The following is a 15,735-nucleotide window of genomic DNA, read 5'->3' as shown; positions in this document are numbered from 1 at the left end:
AAGCGAGCAAGTTGCCGGATGTGTCTGACAAGTTCAAGTCGTGAATGGCGAAACACGTTCCTCAATACCGTAGGCGCTGCCGAAGGGGGCATTACTGATTGAGGTATCGCGCAACCATTGCCCGGTAGTTGCCATCCAGCGAATAACCGCCGACGAGGAGAGCGCCATCCGCCTGCACGGCCAGCGAATTGGCGGTGTCCAGGCTGCGGCCCAGGCGCGTGCGCAACCAGCCGCGACCTTCACCGAAACTCGGATCGAGATGACCGTCAGGGCAGTAGCGGGCGACGATGAAATCAGCCTCGAACCCGCCAATGGTCGCGCCAACCGCTATCAGACGGCCGTCGGCCATGCGCTGCGCCGCGCTCCACTGACAACCGCTGGAGCCGATTTCCAGCAGCTGTGGCAAGCCGGCGTTGTGGTGCTGGTCGGGGCGTCCGTTGGTGTGCAGGCTGAGCGCCAGGCAACGGATCGGATCGCGGCTGCTGCCGAAACAATGCAGCGCTTCGGCGGATTCAAGCACCTGACTGACCAGTGCACTTTTGCCGTGGGCCTTGAATGCAAGGAAGCCGTCCACTGCGAAACGCTCGTCCAGACGACCATCGGGCAGGTAACGCGCCAGCAGGCCTTCCTGAGGAAAGTCGATGGAGCCGGCGACCACGATACGTCCGTCGTCCTGCAGCAGCAGGCTACTGAGCCAGGTATTGAGCAAGAGATGCCGGATCATGACGAAGCCACGACCGTTGAACGACTGGTCCAGGCGCCCGTCGGGCTTGAGGCGGATCAATATGCCGGCATGGTCGGCGAGTTCGAAGTGATGATTGGCGATCAGCAGGATATGCCCGTCTGGCTGGACCGCGAAGTCGCAGGCCTCGGCGCCCGGTACGCCCGGTGGCAGCCAGCTGTCGCGGGTGCCCATGGACAACTCGCCTGGCAGACGGACAATTTGCCGGCCGTTATCGCCGAAGGACTGCTGCAGATGACCGTGGGTATCGAACAAGGCGAGGGCGGGCAAGGTGCGATGGCTGTTTTCATAATGCAGACCGGCCAACAGGATGCGCCCGTCAGGCAGCGTCTGCACTTTGCTGGCGGAGGCTTCGAAGCCTGAGGCAAACGCGTCGATCACGCTGCCCTGATGACCGAAGGTCAGATCGGCGGAGCCATCGGCGAGCAATCGTGCCAGGCCGAAGCGGCTGCCTTCGGCGATGCCGACTTTCGCCGCCACAAGGATTCGGCCTTGGGCATCCAGTGCGACACCCTGTGTCAGGCTGGACAGGCTGCCGGCAAAGTACACCTGAGCGACACCGCTGCCAGCGAATGTCTTGTCGAGTTGACCGGCATTATTCGATAACGTCGGGAGGGCATAGGCGTTCAGGCTGGACATGCACGCTTCTCCTTGCGAGTTGACCAACGCCGCGAGCCGGCCGGCAAACTGCATGAGCGGAACATTCAATCCCTGAACAGCAGGAAGTACAACTGTAAGAACTAACAGGTGGAGGGTCACACTGTGCCAGAACAGTGTCTTTTTGAACCAATAGCAAGCATGCCAAGCAGTTACGCTTGAAGCCGTTGCAAAAGTTGTACAGGCGTACGCGAAATTAAATCGCTATGGCAACTAACAGGAAGCGTGCGGATAACTGAAAAGTTATCCGCATCATCCCGCTATCAATGTGGCATCGACCAGGATTGCAGCATGTAACCTTCTTCGCTCAGTTCGGCGCGAGCCTGTTGCAGCAGTTGCTCGAGTTGGGCCGGGTCGGAGTAGGCGCTGCTCGGAATCTGTTTGCGGCCGATGTGCGAGTTGGTGCGGTCGATAACGGTCAGGCTCAGTTCGCCATTGCCGTCTTGTGGAGCCCAGGCCACGCATTGAAAAGGTTTAAAGGCGTGGTTGGCAATCAAAAGAGCTTCGTTGATACGGAGCGGGGCGGTCATGGGGTCTTCTCTCTGTAGTGCCCAATCAAGTGATATGCCGTCGGTTGGGCTTACCGTTCGGCTGGTTACTTGTACTGATGCACGCAACCCTCTGACAGGTCACACATGCCACAAAGAAATTTCAACTTTCTTTCATATCGCTGGTTTTATGAGTGCTTTTGTAAGCTGGATGAAAGCTTCATGGCACAAATCAGTCGATAGCTAACTAACAAAGCCGCTGCTTATAACTAGTTCGCTTGTACGCCTATAAGCAAACGATACAAGGTCCTGTCAAATTCTTGCTAATGTTACAGCCAGGTCTGCCAAATGACTGTTTTTAAAACCTTTTCCTAAAATTTGGCGCCAAGGAACAGTCATGAGCGAAGCGCCCGCGTTACGACGTTTACTGGTGGTCGATCCTTGCGACGACTGTCACCGATTATTGCCCGGTTTACGCGCGGTAGGGTGGGATGTCGACAGCTGTACCCTGGAAAATGCTGCCGACCGCAGTTGTGATGTCGGCTTGCTGCGCTTGCAGCCTTTTCACCTCGAGCGACCCGAAGCCGTCAAGGAACTGATCAGCCGCAGTGGCACCGAATGGATTGCCGTGCTGAATCAGGAAGTTTTGCGGCTGCAGAACGTCGGCGACTTCGTTTGTGAATGGTTCTTCGATTTCCACACCTTGCCGTTCGATGTGTCGCGGGTCCAGGTCACTCTTGGCCGCGCCTTCGGCATGGCGCGCTTGCGCGGGCAGGGGACGATTCATGTCGACCAGCCCGAACACGAATTGCTGGGTGACAGCAAACCGATCCGCGAGCTGCGCAAGTTGCTCAGCAAACTGGCACCGACCGAATCGCCGGTCTTGATTCGCGGCGAAAGCGGTACCGGTAAAGAACTGGTCGCGCGCACCTTGCACCGTCAGTCTCAGCGTCACAGCAAACCGTTTGTGGCCATCAACTGCGGGGCGATACCCGAGCACTTGATTCAGTCCGAGCTGTTCGGTCACGAGAAAGGCGCCTTCACCGGCGCGCATCAGCGCAAGGTCGGGCGCATCGAAGCGGCCAACGGTGGCACGCTGTTTCTCGATGAAATCGGTGACCTGCCGCTGGAATTGCAAGCCAATCTGTTGCGCTTCCTGCAGGAAAAACACATCGAACGCGTGGGCGGCAGTCAGCCGATCCCGGTCGACGTCCGGGTGTTGGCGGCGACCCACGTTGATCTCGAAGCCGCTATCGAGAAAAAACGCTTTCGCGAGGACCTGTATTACCGCCTCAACGTGCTGCAAGTGGTCACGGCGCCGTTGCGCGAACGCCACGGCGATCTGTCAATGCTGGCCAACCACTTTTCCCACTTCTACAGCCACGAAACCGGCCGACGCCCGCGCAGTTTCAGCGAAGATGCGTTGATCGCGATGGGCAAGCATGACTGGCCAGGCAATGTGCGGGAACTGGCCAACCGCGTGCGTCGCGGTCTGGTGCTCGCTGAAGGCCGGCAGATTGAAGCCCGCGATCTGGGACTGATCAGCCAGCACTCGATCGCCACGCCGATGGGCACCCTGGAAGATTACAAGACTCGCGCCGAACGCCAGGCGCTGTGCGATGTGTTGAACCGGCATAGCGATAACCTGAGCGTTGCGGCCAAGGTACTGGGGGTTTCACGGCCGACGTTTTATCGCCTGCTGCATAAACACCAGATTCGCTAGACGCCGAAGATCAAAAGATCGCAGCCTGCGGCAGCTCCTGCATGAGAGATGTGTAATCTCTGTAGGAGCTGCCGCAGACTGCGATCTTTTGCTGTGGCTTTAGAAGTAGTACGGGAATTTCAGGCTAAAGGAAAAGTCCGGGGCATCGTCGGTCAGACCGATCGACAGGTTTGGAACAATGGTCAGGTTGTCGGTGGCTGCAATGGTCATGCCGACGTTGAAGTAACCGGCGTTGGCGTCGCTGGACACCACCGATTGCCAATCGCCGCCATCCTGTTTCAGCTTGCTCTTGCGCTGCACCAGGTCAGACATCGAGAACGACATACTCATCTTCTCGTTCAGCGCAAACGCGACACCGGCGCCGATCTGGAAGCTGTCGCCGATCTTCACCTTGCCCGGGTTTTTCTGGTTGACGGTGGAGCTGATGTCGTCAAACGATTCCTCCAGGTTGTGGGTGTAGGACAAGCTGCCGAACAGCACGGCCGGATCGAACGTCTTGACCAGCGAGATCCCCGGCGTGACCGACCAGACGCCGTTGCCCGTCGGCAGGGTGTCCGGCACGAACAGGTTGGAGTTGGCGTCGGTCTGGCGCAGTTTGATCCCGAACGGATCCTTGCCGGTAGGCGCCTTGACGCGCAAGGTGACTACGGCATCCGGCGTGTTGACCGACTCGTCGAGGAACTTGTAGGCGATGCCGAAGTTGACGTCGCCGATGGTTGGATCGCGATCAACGTCCTGTTCGGTGGTGACGTTAGATGCGCCGCCATTGCCGCCGCCGGACTGATAAGTCGAACTGCGGTAGACCACCGGCACGTTCAGGTCGAACTGCCAGCGGTTGTCGAAGTTGTAGCGACCCGTGAGGTCGAGGGTCCAGGTGTCGGCCTTGATCCGGTCCAGGTTGATGTTGCCGAGAAAGATCGAGTCCAGTGCCAGGAAGCCGTTGAGGATCAACTGACGGGTGTCGTAGCGCGAATAGGTGATGCCGGTTTCAACGCTGAATTTGCCCCCGCCGAAGAAGCCGCTGGCCTCGTCGTACAGGTTGGACACACTCTGTGCCGGTTGCGAATCGTCTGCCAGCGATTGCCCGTAAGAAGCACCACTGCCCCCAGCCGCGCCCCCCGACGCTGCGGCGGCACCGGTACCGGTAGCCACTTTGGGATTGCCTTTCATGTCAGACGGCGACTTGGCCAGACGTTTCGGTTGCGGTGCCGCCGGCTGGTCTTCGACCTGGCGGACCCGTTGTTCGAGCACCGCCAGGGCCTTTTGTTGTACTTCGTAGCGTTGCTTCAGCTCCAGAAGCTCTTGTTTCAGGGCCTCTACGTCGGCGTCCGGTGCCGCTTGCAGCATTGCTGCAGGTAGAAGTGTGCTCAAACATACAGCGGCACGCAGTGATACTGATCGATACATGAATAAGCCGTCCCTTTAAGCCCAATGATCGAGACTCAGCGTAGTTCAATATCCGATATTGCGTAGTGCCCTGAGTTGAGTCAGGTTGCAGTCCAGTGCACCGGCGCTCATACCGTTATTGTTCAGGACGACGTTGAGTTGAGTCATGTTGTTGACCACGTTGGCACTGCCCAGCAAGCGCGTGTTCTGCAGCAGGCCACCCTGAGCGACTTGTTGCAGCGCCGTGCCCTGGTTTCCCGAGGCCTGGATCGCCATCTGCACGCCACTGCCGGAGGCCGAAACGGCGACGCTGCCGGCGGCGTTGCTGGCACCGATGGTCTGCCCGGCCATGAGGGCCTGGCCTTGTGCGGGCGCCAGTGGTGGAGGGGTGTTGGCTTCTTTTACATTGATGGCGACATTGTTATTGGCGGTGTTGCCGTCGCCGGCGGCGCGTACGCTCTGGGTCACGCCCTGGCTGCTGTTGAGGCCGGCGCCACCGGAGATCGTGCCGGTACCCGTCGCGAGGGTGCTGCCGTTGCCGTGCTCCTTGATCGTTTGCACATAGAATTCAGGTTTTACCGTTGCAGCTTGAAGTTGCATCGAGGTCGAAGCCCCGATCAGATCGCCACTGGCGTTGCGCCAGGTACTGCTCATGACAATGCCGAAGCTGATAATCCGCCCCGGCATGACGTAACGACCACGTAGTTCGGACAACTCCTTGTCCTGTATCTCGATAGGTTTGAATCCTGCATTGGCATAGCCTGACGCGCTCGCTGCCAGGCAGGCGGCGGCCAGCCAGTATGAGGTTTTCATTTGCTGCTCCCGGGACATCCAGCCCCATTCTTTATAATCGGCGATTAAAAGAAGTCGCTCTGTATGAACCCGAAGTCCATCAATTCAGCATCTTTGACCGGGTTGAAGCCATCTAGCTTGTTCTTGGCCGTCAGCGGTACAGGAGGGCTACGCAAGGCGTTGGCCTTGTCATATCCGGGACCGACGATGGCGAAAACGATGCCGTTCCAACCTTTGACAAAGTCATCATGTTTGTAGCGTTTATGGCCGAGTACCGGGTCTCCGATGTAAACCCAATCCTTGTCCGAACGCTGCAGCACGACGAAATGCTTGTAGCCGCGAATTTCCATCAGTACCACCACCGGGATGGTTACAGCGTCGAGTTTTTCCGGTGGGATCTTGTAGCCCCTGGCGCGCATGCCGATGCTTTCTATGTAGCGCTTCATGTCGAGCATGGAAAACCCTTGAGTACGAACAAGGTCCTGGTCTGCGTTGACCAGCATGCCTTTGATGATGTGCTCCTCATCGACGTCGAGCCAATAGGCCTGGCGTAACACCGTTGCCAGGGCGGCAGCGCCGCAGCTGAAATCGGTTTTCTGTTCGACAATGTCGGCAAACTTGCGCTCACGAATGCTTTGCACGTCCTTGTAGATCAGCGTGCCACCGGGCAGGGCAGCCACGGGCATCTGACCGGCCTGAGTCAGGCCACAGACACAAAGCAGAGCGAAAAGGGCAGTTTTACGCATGATCGATACGCCTTTGCGGACTGAGGAAAAGCCCCGTTTCCGGGGCTTTCGTTTCGATCGCGATTACATGCAGGCTTTGCAACCTGCAGCGATGGACAGCGAGTTGCTTTGTTGGTTGCCAACACCTGCGGCGTTGTTGTAACCAGCGTTGCCGGAGAAGTTGTTACCAACGTTGGAGATGTTTGCATTGTTGGTCACAGGGTTTTTCCAGCCGTCTGGGGTCAGCACTTGTTGCGTGGTTACACCAGCGAGACCGAAGATGCCGACAGCTTCAAAGGTCGCTTTCTGATCTTTGCTGCCGCCGTAGCCGCCATTACCACGGTCGTTGTCGCCATAACCGCCACCACCATGGCCTTTGTCGCCTTCGATGGTCGCTTTGCCAGCTGCCACGAATGCGCCGGCAGCGGTGAAGGTGCCTCTCAGAGTATCGGTTTTGTAGGTTTGAGTGCCGTTGTTGGACACAGTCAACCCAGTGGAGCTTTGGTTGGCAGCGGCAGCAGCGTTAGCTACACGACCACCGGATACAGCGATGGCCAGGTTGTTTTTCTGTTGGTTAAAGTTGCCGGCACTGTTGTTCACACCGATGTTGCCGGAACCACCGTTACCCACGTTGTTGAGGCTGGCATTGTTGGTTGTGGAGTAGTTGGCAACCGCGTTGTTGTTGTTGACCTGAGTCGCGCTGGAAACGGACACGGCACTGCCGAAGATGAAGCTTTCGTCGGCAGTTGCCAGTGCAGCGGCGTTGTCTTGTTGGTTGCCATCCCCGGCGGTGTTGTTCATGCCGACGTTGCCGTTGGTGCCATTGGCGGAGTCGCGAACGGAGGCATCATTTTTGGTGCCTTGGTTGCCAACCAGGTTGCCATCGCTGTTCTGCGTGTCGAGTACGGCAGCACCAGCGCCGGCGCCGATTTGCAGAAGTTGTTCCAGGGTAGGGCCTTTTGGTTCATGGTTGCCATGACCATTGCCGTGCCCGTTACCATGATCGTCATCACGACCGCCTGCCTGTGCTGCGATTGCCATCACTGCTGCAAGTGCGAAAACCAGTGGTTTGAGAGCCATTGTAGGTTTCATGGTGTTTCTCCATCGTGCTTATTAGTTGGTTAAGTGTTGGTACTTTCTAATTGCACTGCTTTTGTTGTTTGGGTCAGTCTGCGACCCGGATGCTCAGGGTGTTAGCCATTCGGTTCCCCACCCCGGCACTCTGGTTCACCTGGATTACCCCTCGGCTGCCGGTGAAGGCCTGATCACTTGTCGTGACCTGGCGACTGCCGGATGAGGTACCAGTTGCTCCTGAGCTCGGTAAAAGCGCCACGTTCTGTTGTGAAAGGGCACTGTCGTCAACGCTCTGCGGGGCAGCACTGATGCTGACGCGTGTCACGTTGGCCATCTGGTTGTTGGCACCGGCACCCTGGTTCACACCCAGGATCCCGTTACCATTACTGAAAGAATTGCCGCCAATGGTGGTGCTGGCGTTCATCGACGGGTTGGCAGGTGTATCAAGTGTTTGCCTGACGATGGTCGTAGCGCTGGCATTGGTGCCGATGGCGATCGCCTTGGTGTTGGTCTGTTGCATCTGGTCGCCGGCGGCCTGGTTAACGTTGAAGTTGCCGCGGTACTGGATACCGGTGTCCTGAATGTCGGCGTTGTTCACTGAAACGGGATCGGCGGCCATTGCACCGGCACAGCCGAAAAGGGCAAGCAGCAGAAGGGAATGATTCATCTCATTGGCCTCCAGCCATGCGGGTCAGCGGTGCCAGACCGCTGCTCAGCGAGCGATTGATCGTGTTGGAAATCGTGCCGCCGCCACCGCCGCCGTGTCCGCCACTCATGCCTGGCAGGCCGTTGGGGTTGGTCAGTACGTTCATGCCGGGCATGTCCGAGTTCGGCGTGATCACGTTGCTGCGAATCGAACTGCCGCTGGCGACACTGGCAAAGTCACCGTCATTGAGTTCGGTGCTGGTCATCGCTTGATTGATTCGACTGGAAGGGTTGGCATTGACCGTGGTGGGATAGGGGTCTTTGCCGCCGCTGCGCCCGATGGGAATGGGCTGGACGTCGCGGTTAAGAACGATCACGCCATTGCCTTCGGCCTGAACGTTGAAACTGATGAATGTGCTGGCTGCCGATCCAATCAGCAGAAGGCAGGTCAGGCCTTTATTGAAGTTCCCCACGGCGGCAATTCCTTCTTCAGTGGGCTGGCTCTTGTCAGCGTTGGGAAGGAGAGAGCGAAAGCTGTGCCGCTTTTGAATTATTTTTTAAATTCAATGGGTTGTGAGAAAGGTGTGCGCTAATGAAACATAACCTGTTTCAACGCTGATACAGCCACCCGGCTGTGAGGTCGTCTGTTGGTGCCATAAAGCTCTGGAACAAGGGTTTGCGCGGAGGTGTTTCACTGGTGTAACACCTCGTGTGACAAAGCGAAGAATGCCGCTGAAACGGCCACTTTGCACTCGGGCGAGTGTTTCAGGAACGGACACTTTGCCCTCAAAACAGGGAGTACCCGCAGGGGAAAGGCGCGCGTTAAGCCGGGTCAGGCAGCCAGTAGATCCGCCACCGCAGCAAAGGCCTGGGCCTGACGCCCGGCCCAATCGCCCTGAATCACCTGATAGCGCTGATGATGGGTTTGCAGCCAATTGTGCGTGGCTTGGTAAAACGCCAGGCGCTGGTCCAGATCCGGCTGACAGCGCTGGCCGTCGTCGGTCCAGTCGATGTGTTCCGGGGACAACAGCAGGTGCAGATCGTAATGCCGGGCCAGCAGTTCCGGTTCCAGCCAGTCCGGGCAATCGCCGAACAACGTCTGGCTCCAGAGGATATTGCTCAGCAGGTGGGTGTCGAGAATCAGCAGCGAGGGGCGTTGCGCACGCGCCTGATCTTCCCATTGCAACTGGCCTCGAGCGATCTGGGGAATATCGCTCAAGCGGGTGTCACGCGGATTCTGCTCGATGAACCAGCGTACATATTCGTCCACCCGCACGCCGCCGAACTGTTGTTGAAGGCCCGCTGCCAGCCAGCTCTTGCCGGTGGATTCGGGGCCGGTCAGCACCACCACTTTCATGGGCGCAACGCCGGGTCGGCGCGCCATTCGCGAAAGCCCTGAACCGCAATCAGCGTGAACAACCCATAGAGGGCAGCCGTGAGGTACAGGCCTTTATAAAGAAAGAGGCCGACGAAAATCACGTCGAGCACGAACCACAACACCCAGCATTGCAGACGTTTCTGCGCCATCCACAGTTGCGCCACCAGGCTGAAACCGGTGAGCGCTGCGTCGAGCCACGGCTGTGCAGCGTCGGTCCAGTAGGCCATGGCGGCGCCAAGCAGCCCGCTGCCGACGGCGCCGATGCTCAGGCCGATCAGCAGCGAACGTCGATCAAGACGTGTCACTTCACGGCCATCGTGCATCGTCCCGGCCTGGGTCCATTGCCACCAGCCGTAGACTTGCAGCGCGGCGTAGATCACTTGCAGCAACATGTCCGAGTACAGCTTCACGTCATAGAAGATCCAGCTGTACAGCAGCACCATGACCAACCCGATCGGCCAGCACCATGGATTCTGTTTGACCGTCAGCCAGACGGCGATCACGCCGAGGGCGGCGGCAAACAGTTCAAGCCCGGACATGTGGGTTCCTTGGAGGAATTGAGGAGGGGGCGGATTGTACCCAAAAACGCTGTTGGCGGATTAAACGTCGCCCCACGAAGACCTGTGGGAGCCAACCTGCTGGCGATGGCGGTAGGTCAGACACTGAATGGGTGTCTGACACAACTGATGGCTAACAGGCTGACGCCCTCATTGTGATTTAGGTCAGACGCGGAACTGGCGCAGCAACTGGTTCAGTTGTTCACTCAACTGCCCCAGCCTCACACTGGCCACGCTCGACTGTTCTGCCGCCAGCGCCGTGCTATGGGATAACCCGGCCGCCTGAGTCACGTTCTGATTGATGTCCTCGACCACGTGCGCCTGTTGCAGGGTGGCGCTGGCGATCGAGGCATTCAGGCCATTGAGATTGCGCAAGGCCTGGCCGATGGCATTCAGACTTGCCCCAGCCAGTCCGGCCTGCTCAATGGTCAGCTGCGACGCCTTGCTGCTGTCGCCGATGACCTTGACCGCTGCCTCGGAATGATTCTGCAAGCGCTCGATCATCGACTGGATCTCTGCGGTCGACTTCTGCGTGCGCTGAGCCAGCAGGCGCACTTCATCGGCCACCACGGCAAAGCCGCGACCTTGCTCGCCGGCCCGCGCGGCTTCGATGGCGGCGTTGAGGGCGAGGAGGTTGGTCTGTTCGGCAATCGAGCGAATCACCTCCAGCACGCTACCGATTTGCGTACTCTCGGCGGCGAGGGTGTGAATCACCTCCACGGCCTGGTCGATGGTGCCGGATAGCCGGTCGATCTGCTGCAAACTGCCGTCGATGTTGATCTGGCCCTGTTGCGCCTGTGCTTCGGCGTCACGCATTTCGGCAGCGGCATGCTCGGCGTTTTTCGCCACATCCTGCACGCCGTAGGTCACTTCGTTGATCGCGGTGGCTACCAGCTCCATCTGCTGCGACTGCTGCTGGCTACGTTGCTGCGCCTGCGTGGCATCGTTGCCCAGCTCGCTGGACGACTGGCCAAGGGCACTGGCCGACACCTGCAAGTCGCCGATCACTCGGCGCAGTTTGGCGGTGAACGCGTTGAAGTGATGCGCCAGCTCAGTGACTTCATCCTTGCCGTGAGTATCGAGGCTACGGGTCAGATCGCTTTCGCCGCTGGCGATGTTGGCCATGGCGTTCACGGTTTCCTGCAGCGGACGAACGATGCTGCGCGCGATAAGGATCACCAGCATGGCCATGATCAGTGCGATGACCAGGCCGATTACCGACGCCTTGATCACCTGGCCCTGAAACTCGGCCTGAACATCGTCGATATACACGCCGGAGCCCAGCACCCAACCCCACGGTTCGAACAGTTTGACGTAGGAGGTCTTGGCCACCGGCTCGCTCGCACCGGGTTTCGGCCAGCGGTAATTGACCATGCCGGCGCCTTTGGATCGGGCGATGGCGACCATCTCGTTGAACACCGCAAAGCCGTCCGGATCGCGGATCGCCGAGAGGTTCTGGCCTTCGAGTTTCGGGTTGGTCGGGTGCATGACCATCACGGGCGTGAGGTCGTTAATCCAGAAGTAATCGCTCTGGTCGTAGCGCAAGCCACGGATGGCGGTGAGCGCCTGCTTCTGCGCGGCCTCTTTGCTCAGGGTGCCGGCCGTTTCAAGGTCGTGGTAATAGCTCAGCAGGCCACTGGCGGTCTGCACCACGTGTTGGGTTTTCTGGGCTTTGGCGTGATACAGGTCGTCGTGGATCTGCTTGAGCATCAACACGCCCAAGGTCAGCAACATGACCACCGCCACAATCAAAATGAGCCACAAGCGTCGGCTGATCGACACACTGCGCAAGCTGTTCATAACGCTGTCACTCCGGATTCTTTTTCTTGTAATAAAGCACCGCCAGCATCCAACCACGATTTCGTGGGCGGGCATACGCGACCCAAGTCGAATAACGCGACAGCGCTATTAGGGCTTGTCTGTTAGGATTTCGGCCCCGCGCGTGAAAACCTGAATCCAAGTTGATATTTCACGGAATTTTGACCGTTTCGTGTAGATCCTGTGCGCGCGGAATCGGTACAGCCATAAACAGCTACGCTGAACGCAGTGAACCAAAAAATACTATCGGAGCATGCCGGCGTGCATCGCTCTTTGGGGGATTGATGGATCTTTGGACGGCCTTGCAGGCACTGATACTAGGCGTTGTAGAAGGGCTTACGGAGTTTTTGCCCATTTCCAGTACCGGACACCAGATCATCGTTGCCGATTTGCTCGATTTCGGCGGCGAACGGGCCATGGCGTTTAACATCATTATCCAGCTCGGCGCGATTCTCGCGGTGGTCTGGGAGTTCCGGCGCAAGATTGCCGACGTGGTCATCGGCTTGCCGACCCAACCGAGTGCACGGCGCTTTACCGCCAATCTGCTGATCGCCTTCCTGCCGGCCGTCGTGCTCGGGGTGGTGTTTGCCGACCTGATCCACGAATACCTGTTTAACCCTATCACCGTTGCGACGGCGCTGGTGATCGGTGGCCTCATCATGTTGTGGGCGGAAAAGCGTCAACATCAAGTGCATGCCGAAACGGTCGACGAAATTACCTGGAAAGACGCGTTGAAAGTCGGCTTCGCCCAGTGCCTGGCAATGATTCCCGGTACGTCGCGTTCTGGCTCGACCATCATTGGCGGGCTGTTGTTCGGCTTGTCGCGCAAGACCGCGACCGAGTTCTCGTTCTTTCTGGCCATGCCGACCATGGTCGGTGCCGCCGTTTACTCGGGCTACAAGTACCGTCATCTGTTTGTGCCGGCGGACGTTCCGGTGTTCGCCATCGGCTTCGTCACGGCGTTTATTTTCGCCATGATCGCCGTGCGCGGCTTGCTCAAATTCATCGCCAGCCACAGCTATGCGGCGTTTGCCTGGTACCGGATTGTCTTCGGTCTGGTGATTCTGGCGACCTGGCAGTTCGGCTGGGTGGACTGGTCGGCCGCCAAACCATGAGTGACTCCCGTGCACGTCGCCCGGAGGGTCGTCCGTCAGGCGGCAGTATTCAGAACCTGAAGCTGAAACTGCTGGTTTTGGCGATCGTCTGTGCGTTGCCGCTGTTCGGTTCGCTGTCGATGTGGCTGCGCGGGATCTCGCTGGTGCCACTGACCGCCTATGGTGTGGTCAGTGTGCTGGCGTTCTTCATGTATTGGGCGGACAAGCGCAAGGCACGCGCCGATGCATGGCGCACGCCGGAAAACATTCTCCACGCCGTGGAACTGGCCGGCGGCTGGCCGGGCGCGTTGATTGCCCAGCAAGTGCTCCGGCACAAGACGCGCAAAGTGTCGTTTCAGATTCTGTTCTGGGTGATTGTGGCATTGCACCAGGTGTTCTGGATCGACCAGTTGTTCCTCGGCGCGAACCTGCTTTCATTGTTCTGAGAATCAGCCAATCCCCTACAGGATTGGCGTCAAAGCAATAATCCGATTCGGGTTTTCTTGGGCAACTTACTCACCACCAGTTGATGCGAACGCATCAGCAATCCCTGCAGTTCCTCCGCACCCAGCGGGTAGGGCGGGTGCATGATGATCCACTGCGCCCGCGCCAGATACGGCGCCGGGTGAATGCCCGGGCGGTCGCAATGGCCGAGGAACAGATCCTTGTCGACCTTGAATGCCAGCGAATCGCCGCGCAAACCCTGCAAGGCGAACATCTTGTTACCGGCAATCGAGAACACCCGCACGCCGCCCCATTTGTAATCCTCTCGAGCGCCCGGCAACGCCAGGCAGAACGCTGCCACGTCGGCTTCGCTCATCTTTCCCTTGCTCATAACAACCGCTCCCCACAGGCATTGAACGATTCGACCAGGTGGTCGATCCACGCGCGCACCGCCGGCATCACCCCGCGTCGATGCGGGTACACCGCTTGCAGCCAGCCGCCGGGCAACGACCATTCGGGCAGCAGTTGCACCAGCGAGCCGTTCTGCAGTTCCTCTTCGCAGTACATCATCGGCAGCAGGGTGAAACCCTGGCCGGCCAGCACGCAGGCCTTGCGCACTATAAAGTCGTCGATACCCAGCCGTGCCTCCATATTCAACTCGAAACTTTTGCCGTGCTGGTCGAGCAGGCGCACATGGACCAGGCGATCGGCTTCCAGTGCGCCGAGCACCGGCAGGTTCTTCAAATCCTGCGGATGGCTGATCGACTGCCGCTCGGCGAACGCCGGGCTCGCCACCACGACTGTCTGCGCCTGGCGCAGGCGCCGGGTGACCAGCAGCGGGTCTTCGTCACCCGATTCGCGTACTCGCAGCGCGACATCGAAGCCCTCGGCCACGAGGTCCACCCGCCGGTTCAGCAGGACCACTTCCAGCTGCACCTGGGGGAATTTGCCGAGAAAATCGCTGATCACCCACGGCAACATTTCCCGCGCCAGACCGGTCGGGCAGGACACCCGCAGGCGCCCACGCGGTTCGCTGGACATGCTGGCGACGGCTTCATCGGCCATTTCCGCTTCCAGTAACATGGCCTGGCAGTGGCGCAGATAGCGTTCGCCAACCGCGGTGAGGTTCAACTGGCGCGTGGTGCGTTGCAGCAAACGTGCGCCGAGGCGTTCTTCCAGTTCGGCAATGCGTCGCGACAGGCGCGACTTGGGAATGCCCAACAAACGGCCGGCCGCCGCAAAGCCACCGGCTTCGACCACCTTGGCGAAATAGTAGAGATCGTTGAGATCTTGCATGGTGATATCCAACTGTTCTATCAGTGGGACGAACTATCGCATTGTCGGCGGCTAATCATCTATTGGTTTCTTCCGTAGGATTGTCTCCATTCCGTCGCCACCGGCGATTCATTCCAGGAGATTCCACATGAAACTGCTGCATATCGATTCGAGCATTCTGGGCGACAACTCGGCTTCCCGTCAGTTGAGCAGCCAAGTCGTCAAAGCCTGGCAAGCCGCCGAGCCAACTGCTGTGGTGACTTACCGTGACCTCGCCGCTGACGCCATCAGCCACTTCTCGTCGACCACCCTGGTTGCCGCCGGGACGACTGCAGAACTGCGCAACGCCGCACAACAGCACGAAGCCGAACTGAGCGCCTCGACCCTGGCCGAGTTCATCGCCGCTGACGCCGTAGTGATCGCGGCACCGATGTACAACTTCACCGTGCCGACCCAGCTCAAGGCCTGGATCGACCGCGTTGCCGTCGCCGGCCAGACCTTCCGTTACACCGAAGCCGGCCCTGAAGGCCTGTGCGGTGGCAAGAAAGTGGTGATCGTTTCCACCTCCGGCGGCATTCATGCTGGCCAGGCCAGTGGCATCGCCCACGAAGAGTATCTGAAGCTGGTGCTGGGCTTCCTCGGCATCACCGATATCGAAATCGTCCGCGCCGAAGGCCTGGCGTATGGTGAGGAAGTGCGCAACAACGCCATGACCGCCGCTCAAGCGAAGATCAGCGAGCAACTGTTTGCCGCCGCGTAAGGCTTGCGTAAAGAACAGCTGATGTTCAGGCAAGGCCCAAAAAACTCTGTATTCTGGTTCCGCAAGGGCTAGGTACAGAGTTTTTTGTTTCTGACTGTTGCATAATCTGGCCCGGGTTATGCAATCAAACGATCAACGTCTGCGTGCAACGCCGCGCCGGATCACCGAACCTCAGGG

Annotated in this window: 17 protein-coding genes; 4 read left to right on the top strand and 13 right to left on the bottom strand. The window is 58.8% G+C overall.

All coding sequences use genetic code 11. The features are described from left to right. Nucleotides 1–91: 91 nt before the first annotated feature. Nucleotides 92–1,381, bottom strand: a complete 1,290-nt coding sequence (locus HV782_RS15790) for an NHL repeat-containing protein (RefSeq protein WP_186746908.1) — start codon at nt 1,379–1,381, stop codon at nt 92–94. Between the two features lie 281 nt (nt 1,382–1,662). Continuing rightward, nucleotides 1,663–1,929 carry a hypothetical protein gene (locus tag HV782_RS15785; RefSeq protein ID WP_123468967.1) on the bottom strand — a complete coding sequence of 89 codons (267 nt, stop codon included), beginning with the start codon at nt 1,927–1,929 and terminating at the stop codon, nt 1,663–1,665. A gap of 355 nt (nt 1,930–2,284) precedes the next feature. Between HV782_RS15785 and HV782_RS15780 the strand changes: the two genes are divergently transcribed. Beyond that, complete coding sequence (locus tag HV782_RS15780; RefSeq protein ID WP_016983762.1) at nt 2,285–3,610, top strand: sigma-54 dependent transcriptional regulator; 1,326 nt, start codon at nt 2,285–2,287, stop codon at nt 3,608–3,610. A gap of 99 nt (nt 3,611–3,709) precedes the next feature. Here HV782_RS15780 and fapF read toward each other — a convergent pair whose 3' ends face one another. From fapF to HV782_RS15735, 9 genes are all read right to left on the bottom strand, one after another. Continuing rightward, nucleotides 3,710–5,017: a fibril amyloid transporter FapF gene (gene fapF, locus HV782_RS15775; protein WP_186746911.1), complete on the bottom strand. Its 1,308-nt coding sequence runs from the start codon at nt 5,015–5,017 to the stop codon at nt 3,710–3,712. A gap of 45 nt (nt 5,018–5,062) precedes the next feature. Then, nucleotides 5,063–5,809, bottom strand: coding sequence for a fibril amyloid subunit FapE (gene fapE / locus HV782_RS15770; RefSeq protein WP_186746913.1), 747 nt, complete (start codon nt 5,807–5,809; stop codon nt 5,063–5,065). Between the two features lie 44 nt (nt 5,810–5,853). Beyond that, the gene (fapD, locus tag HV782_RS15765; RefSeq protein WP_186746915.1) at nt 5,854–6,534 is read right to left on the bottom strand and encodes a fibril amyloid maturation endopeptidase FapD; all 681 of its coding nucleotides are present in this window, start codon (nt 6,532–6,534) and stop codon (nt 5,854–5,856) included. A gap of 63 nt (nt 6,535–6,597) precedes the next feature. Beyond that, entirely contained in the window at nt 6,598–7,605 is a 1,008-nt protein-coding gene (fapC, locus tag HV782_RS15760) for an amyloid-like fimbrin subunit FapC (RefSeq protein ID WP_186746918.1), read from the bottom strand. Between the two features lie 73 nt (nt 7,606–7,678). Next, nucleotides 7,679–8,254, bottom strand: a complete 576-nt coding sequence (fapB, locus tag HV782_RS15755; protein WP_128615491.1) for a fibril amyloid subunit FapB — start codon at nt 8,252–8,254, stop codon at nt 7,679–7,681. A gap of 1 nt (nt 8,255) precedes the next feature. Then, the gene (gene fapA, locus HV782_RS15750) at nt 8,256–8,705 is read right to left on the bottom strand and encodes a functional amyloid chaperone FapA (RefSeq protein ID WP_128615492.1); all 450 of its coding nucleotides are present in this window, start codon (nt 8,703–8,705) and stop codon (nt 8,256–8,258) included. 359 nt (nt 8,706–9,064) lie between these two features. Then, nucleotides 9,065–9,589, bottom strand: a complete 525-nt coding sequence (locus tag HV782_RS15745; protein ID WP_128615494.1) for an AAA family ATPase — start codon at nt 9,587–9,589, stop codon at nt 9,065–9,067. Then, complete coding sequence (gene pnuC, locus HV782_RS15740; RefSeq protein WP_186746920.1) at nt 9,586–10,149, bottom strand: nicotinamide riboside transporter PnuC; 564 nt, start codon at nt 10,147–10,149, stop codon at nt 9,586–9,588. Before pnuC ends, HV782_RS15745 begins: the two co-directional genes overlap by 4 nt. Before the next feature lie 183 nt (nt 10,150–10,332). Continuing rightward, a complete protein-coding gene (locus HV782_RS15735) occupies nt 10,333–11,967 on the bottom strand; it encodes a methyl-accepting chemotaxis protein (RefSeq protein ID WP_186746923.1) in 1,635 nt (544 codons plus the stop codon). 302 nt (nt 11,968–12,269) lie between these two features. Here HV782_RS15735 and HV782_RS15730 point away from each other — a divergent pair, with 302 nt between their 5' ends. Continuing rightward, entirely contained in the window at nt 12,270–13,100 is an 831-nt protein-coding gene (locus tag HV782_RS15730) for an undecaprenyl-diphosphate phosphatase (protein WP_186746925.1), read from the top strand. Beyond that, nucleotides 13,097–13,525: a DUF1294 domain-containing protein gene (locus HV782_RS15725; protein WP_186746927.1), complete on the top strand. Its 429-nt coding sequence runs from the start codon at nt 13,097–13,099 to the stop codon at nt 13,523–13,525. The genes HV782_RS15730 and HV782_RS15725 overlap by 4 nt, the downstream gene beginning before the upstream one ends. Nucleotides 13,526–13,554: 29 nt before the next feature. Here the strand turns inward: HV782_RS15725 and HV782_RS15720 are convergent, their stop codons facing one another. Together HV782_RS15720 and HV782_RS15715 are read right to left on the bottom strand one after the other, a co-directional pair. Continuing rightward, on the bottom strand, nt 13,555–13,914 hold the full coding sequence (locus HV782_RS15720) for an MmcQ/YjbR family DNA-binding protein (protein ID WP_123468943.1): 360 nt from the start codon (nt 13,912–13,914) through the stop codon (nt 13,555–13,557). Next, complete coding sequence (locus HV782_RS15715; protein ID WP_123468941.1) at nt 13,911–14,819, bottom strand: LysR substrate-binding domain-containing protein; 909 nt, start codon at nt 14,817–14,819, stop codon at nt 13,911–13,913. The genes HV782_RS15720 and HV782_RS15715 overlap by 4 nt, the downstream gene beginning before the upstream one ends. 127 nt (nt 14,820–14,946) lie before the next feature. Here HV782_RS15715 and HV782_RS15710 point away from each other — a divergent pair, with 127 nt between their 5' ends. Further along, the gene (locus tag HV782_RS15710) at nt 14,947–15,558 is read left to right on the top strand and encodes an FMN-dependent NADH-azoreductase (protein WP_123468939.1); all 612 of its coding nucleotides are present in this window, start codon (nt 14,947–14,949) and stop codon (nt 15,556–15,558) included. The last annotated feature ends 177 nt before the right edge of the window (nt 15,559–15,735 follow it).

Origin of the sequence: Pseudomonas monsensis (genome assembly GCF_014268495.2) — a bacterium.
Lineage (GTDB): Bacteria > Pseudomonadota > Gammaproteobacteria > Pseudomonadales > Pseudomonadaceae > Aquipseudomonas > Aquipseudomonas monsensis.
This window is presented reverse-complemented; position numbering and strand designations above follow the sequence as displayed.

What these genes read in the sequence shown, in the direction of transcription:
- HV782_RS15790 (WP_186746908.1), bottom strand. Translation starts at nt 1,381, where the DNA reads ATGTCCAGCCTGAACGCCTATGCCCTCCCGACGTTATCGAATAATGCC.
- HV782_RS15785 (WP_123468967.1), bottom strand. Translation starts at nt 1,929, where the DNA reads ATGACCGCCCCGCTCCGTATCAACGAAGCTCTTTTGATTGCCAACCAC.
- HV782_RS15780 (WP_016983762.1), top strand. Translation starts at nt 2,285, where the DNA reads ATGAGCGAAGCGCCCGCGTTACGACGTTTACTGGTGGTCGATCCTTGC.
- fapF (WP_186746911.1), bottom strand. Translation starts at nt 5,017, where the DNA reads ATGTATCGATCAGTATCACTGCGTGCCGCTGTATGTTTGAGCACACTT.
- fapE (WP_186746913.1), bottom strand. Translation starts at nt 5,809, where the DNA reads ATGAAAACCTCATACTGGCTGGCCGCCGCCTGCCTGGCAGCGAGCGCG.
- fapD (WP_186746915.1), bottom strand. Translation starts at nt 6,534, where the DNA reads ATGCGTAAAACTGCCCTTTTCGCTCTGCTTTGTGTCTGTGGCCTGACT.
- fapC (WP_186746918.1), bottom strand. Translation starts at nt 7,605, where the DNA reads ATGAAACCTACAATGGCTCTCAAACCACTGGTTTTCGCACTTGCAGCA.
- fapB (WP_128615491.1), bottom strand. Translation starts at nt 8,254, where the DNA reads ATGAATCATTCCCTTCTGCTGCTTGCCCTTTTCGGCTGTGCCGGTGCA.
- HV782_RS15745 (WP_128615494.1), bottom strand. Translation starts at nt 9,589, where the DNA reads ATGAAAGTGGTGGTGCTGACCGGCCCCGAATCCACCGGCAAGAGCTGG.
- pnuC (WP_186746920.1), bottom strand. Translation starts at nt 10,149, where the DNA reads ATGTCCGGGCTTGAACTGTTTGCCGCCGCCCTCGGCGTGATCGCCGTC.
- HV782_RS15735 (WP_186746923.1), bottom strand. Translation starts at nt 11,967, where the DNA reads ATGAACAGCTTGCGCAGTGTGTCGATCAGCCGACGCTTGTGGCTCATT.
- HV782_RS15730 (WP_186746925.1), top strand. Translation starts at nt 12,270, where the DNA reads ATGGATCTTTGGACGGCCTTGCAGGCACTGATACTAGGCGTTGTAGAA.
- HV782_RS15725 (WP_186746927.1), top strand. Translation starts at nt 13,097, where the DNA reads ATGAGTGACTCCCGTGCACGTCGCCCGGAGGGTCGTCCGTCAGGCGGC.
- HV782_RS15720 (WP_123468943.1), bottom strand. Translation starts at nt 13,914, where the DNA reads ATGAGCAAGGGAAAGATGAGCGAAGCCGACGTGGCAGCGTTCTGCCTG.
- HV782_RS15715 (WP_123468941.1), bottom strand. Translation starts at nt 14,819, where the DNA reads ATGCAAGATCTCAACGATCTCTACTATTTCGCCAAGGTGGTCGAAGCC.
- HV782_RS15710 (WP_123468939.1), top strand. Translation starts at nt 14,947, where the DNA reads ATGAAACTGCTGCATATCGATTCGAGCATTCTGGGCGACAACTCGGCT.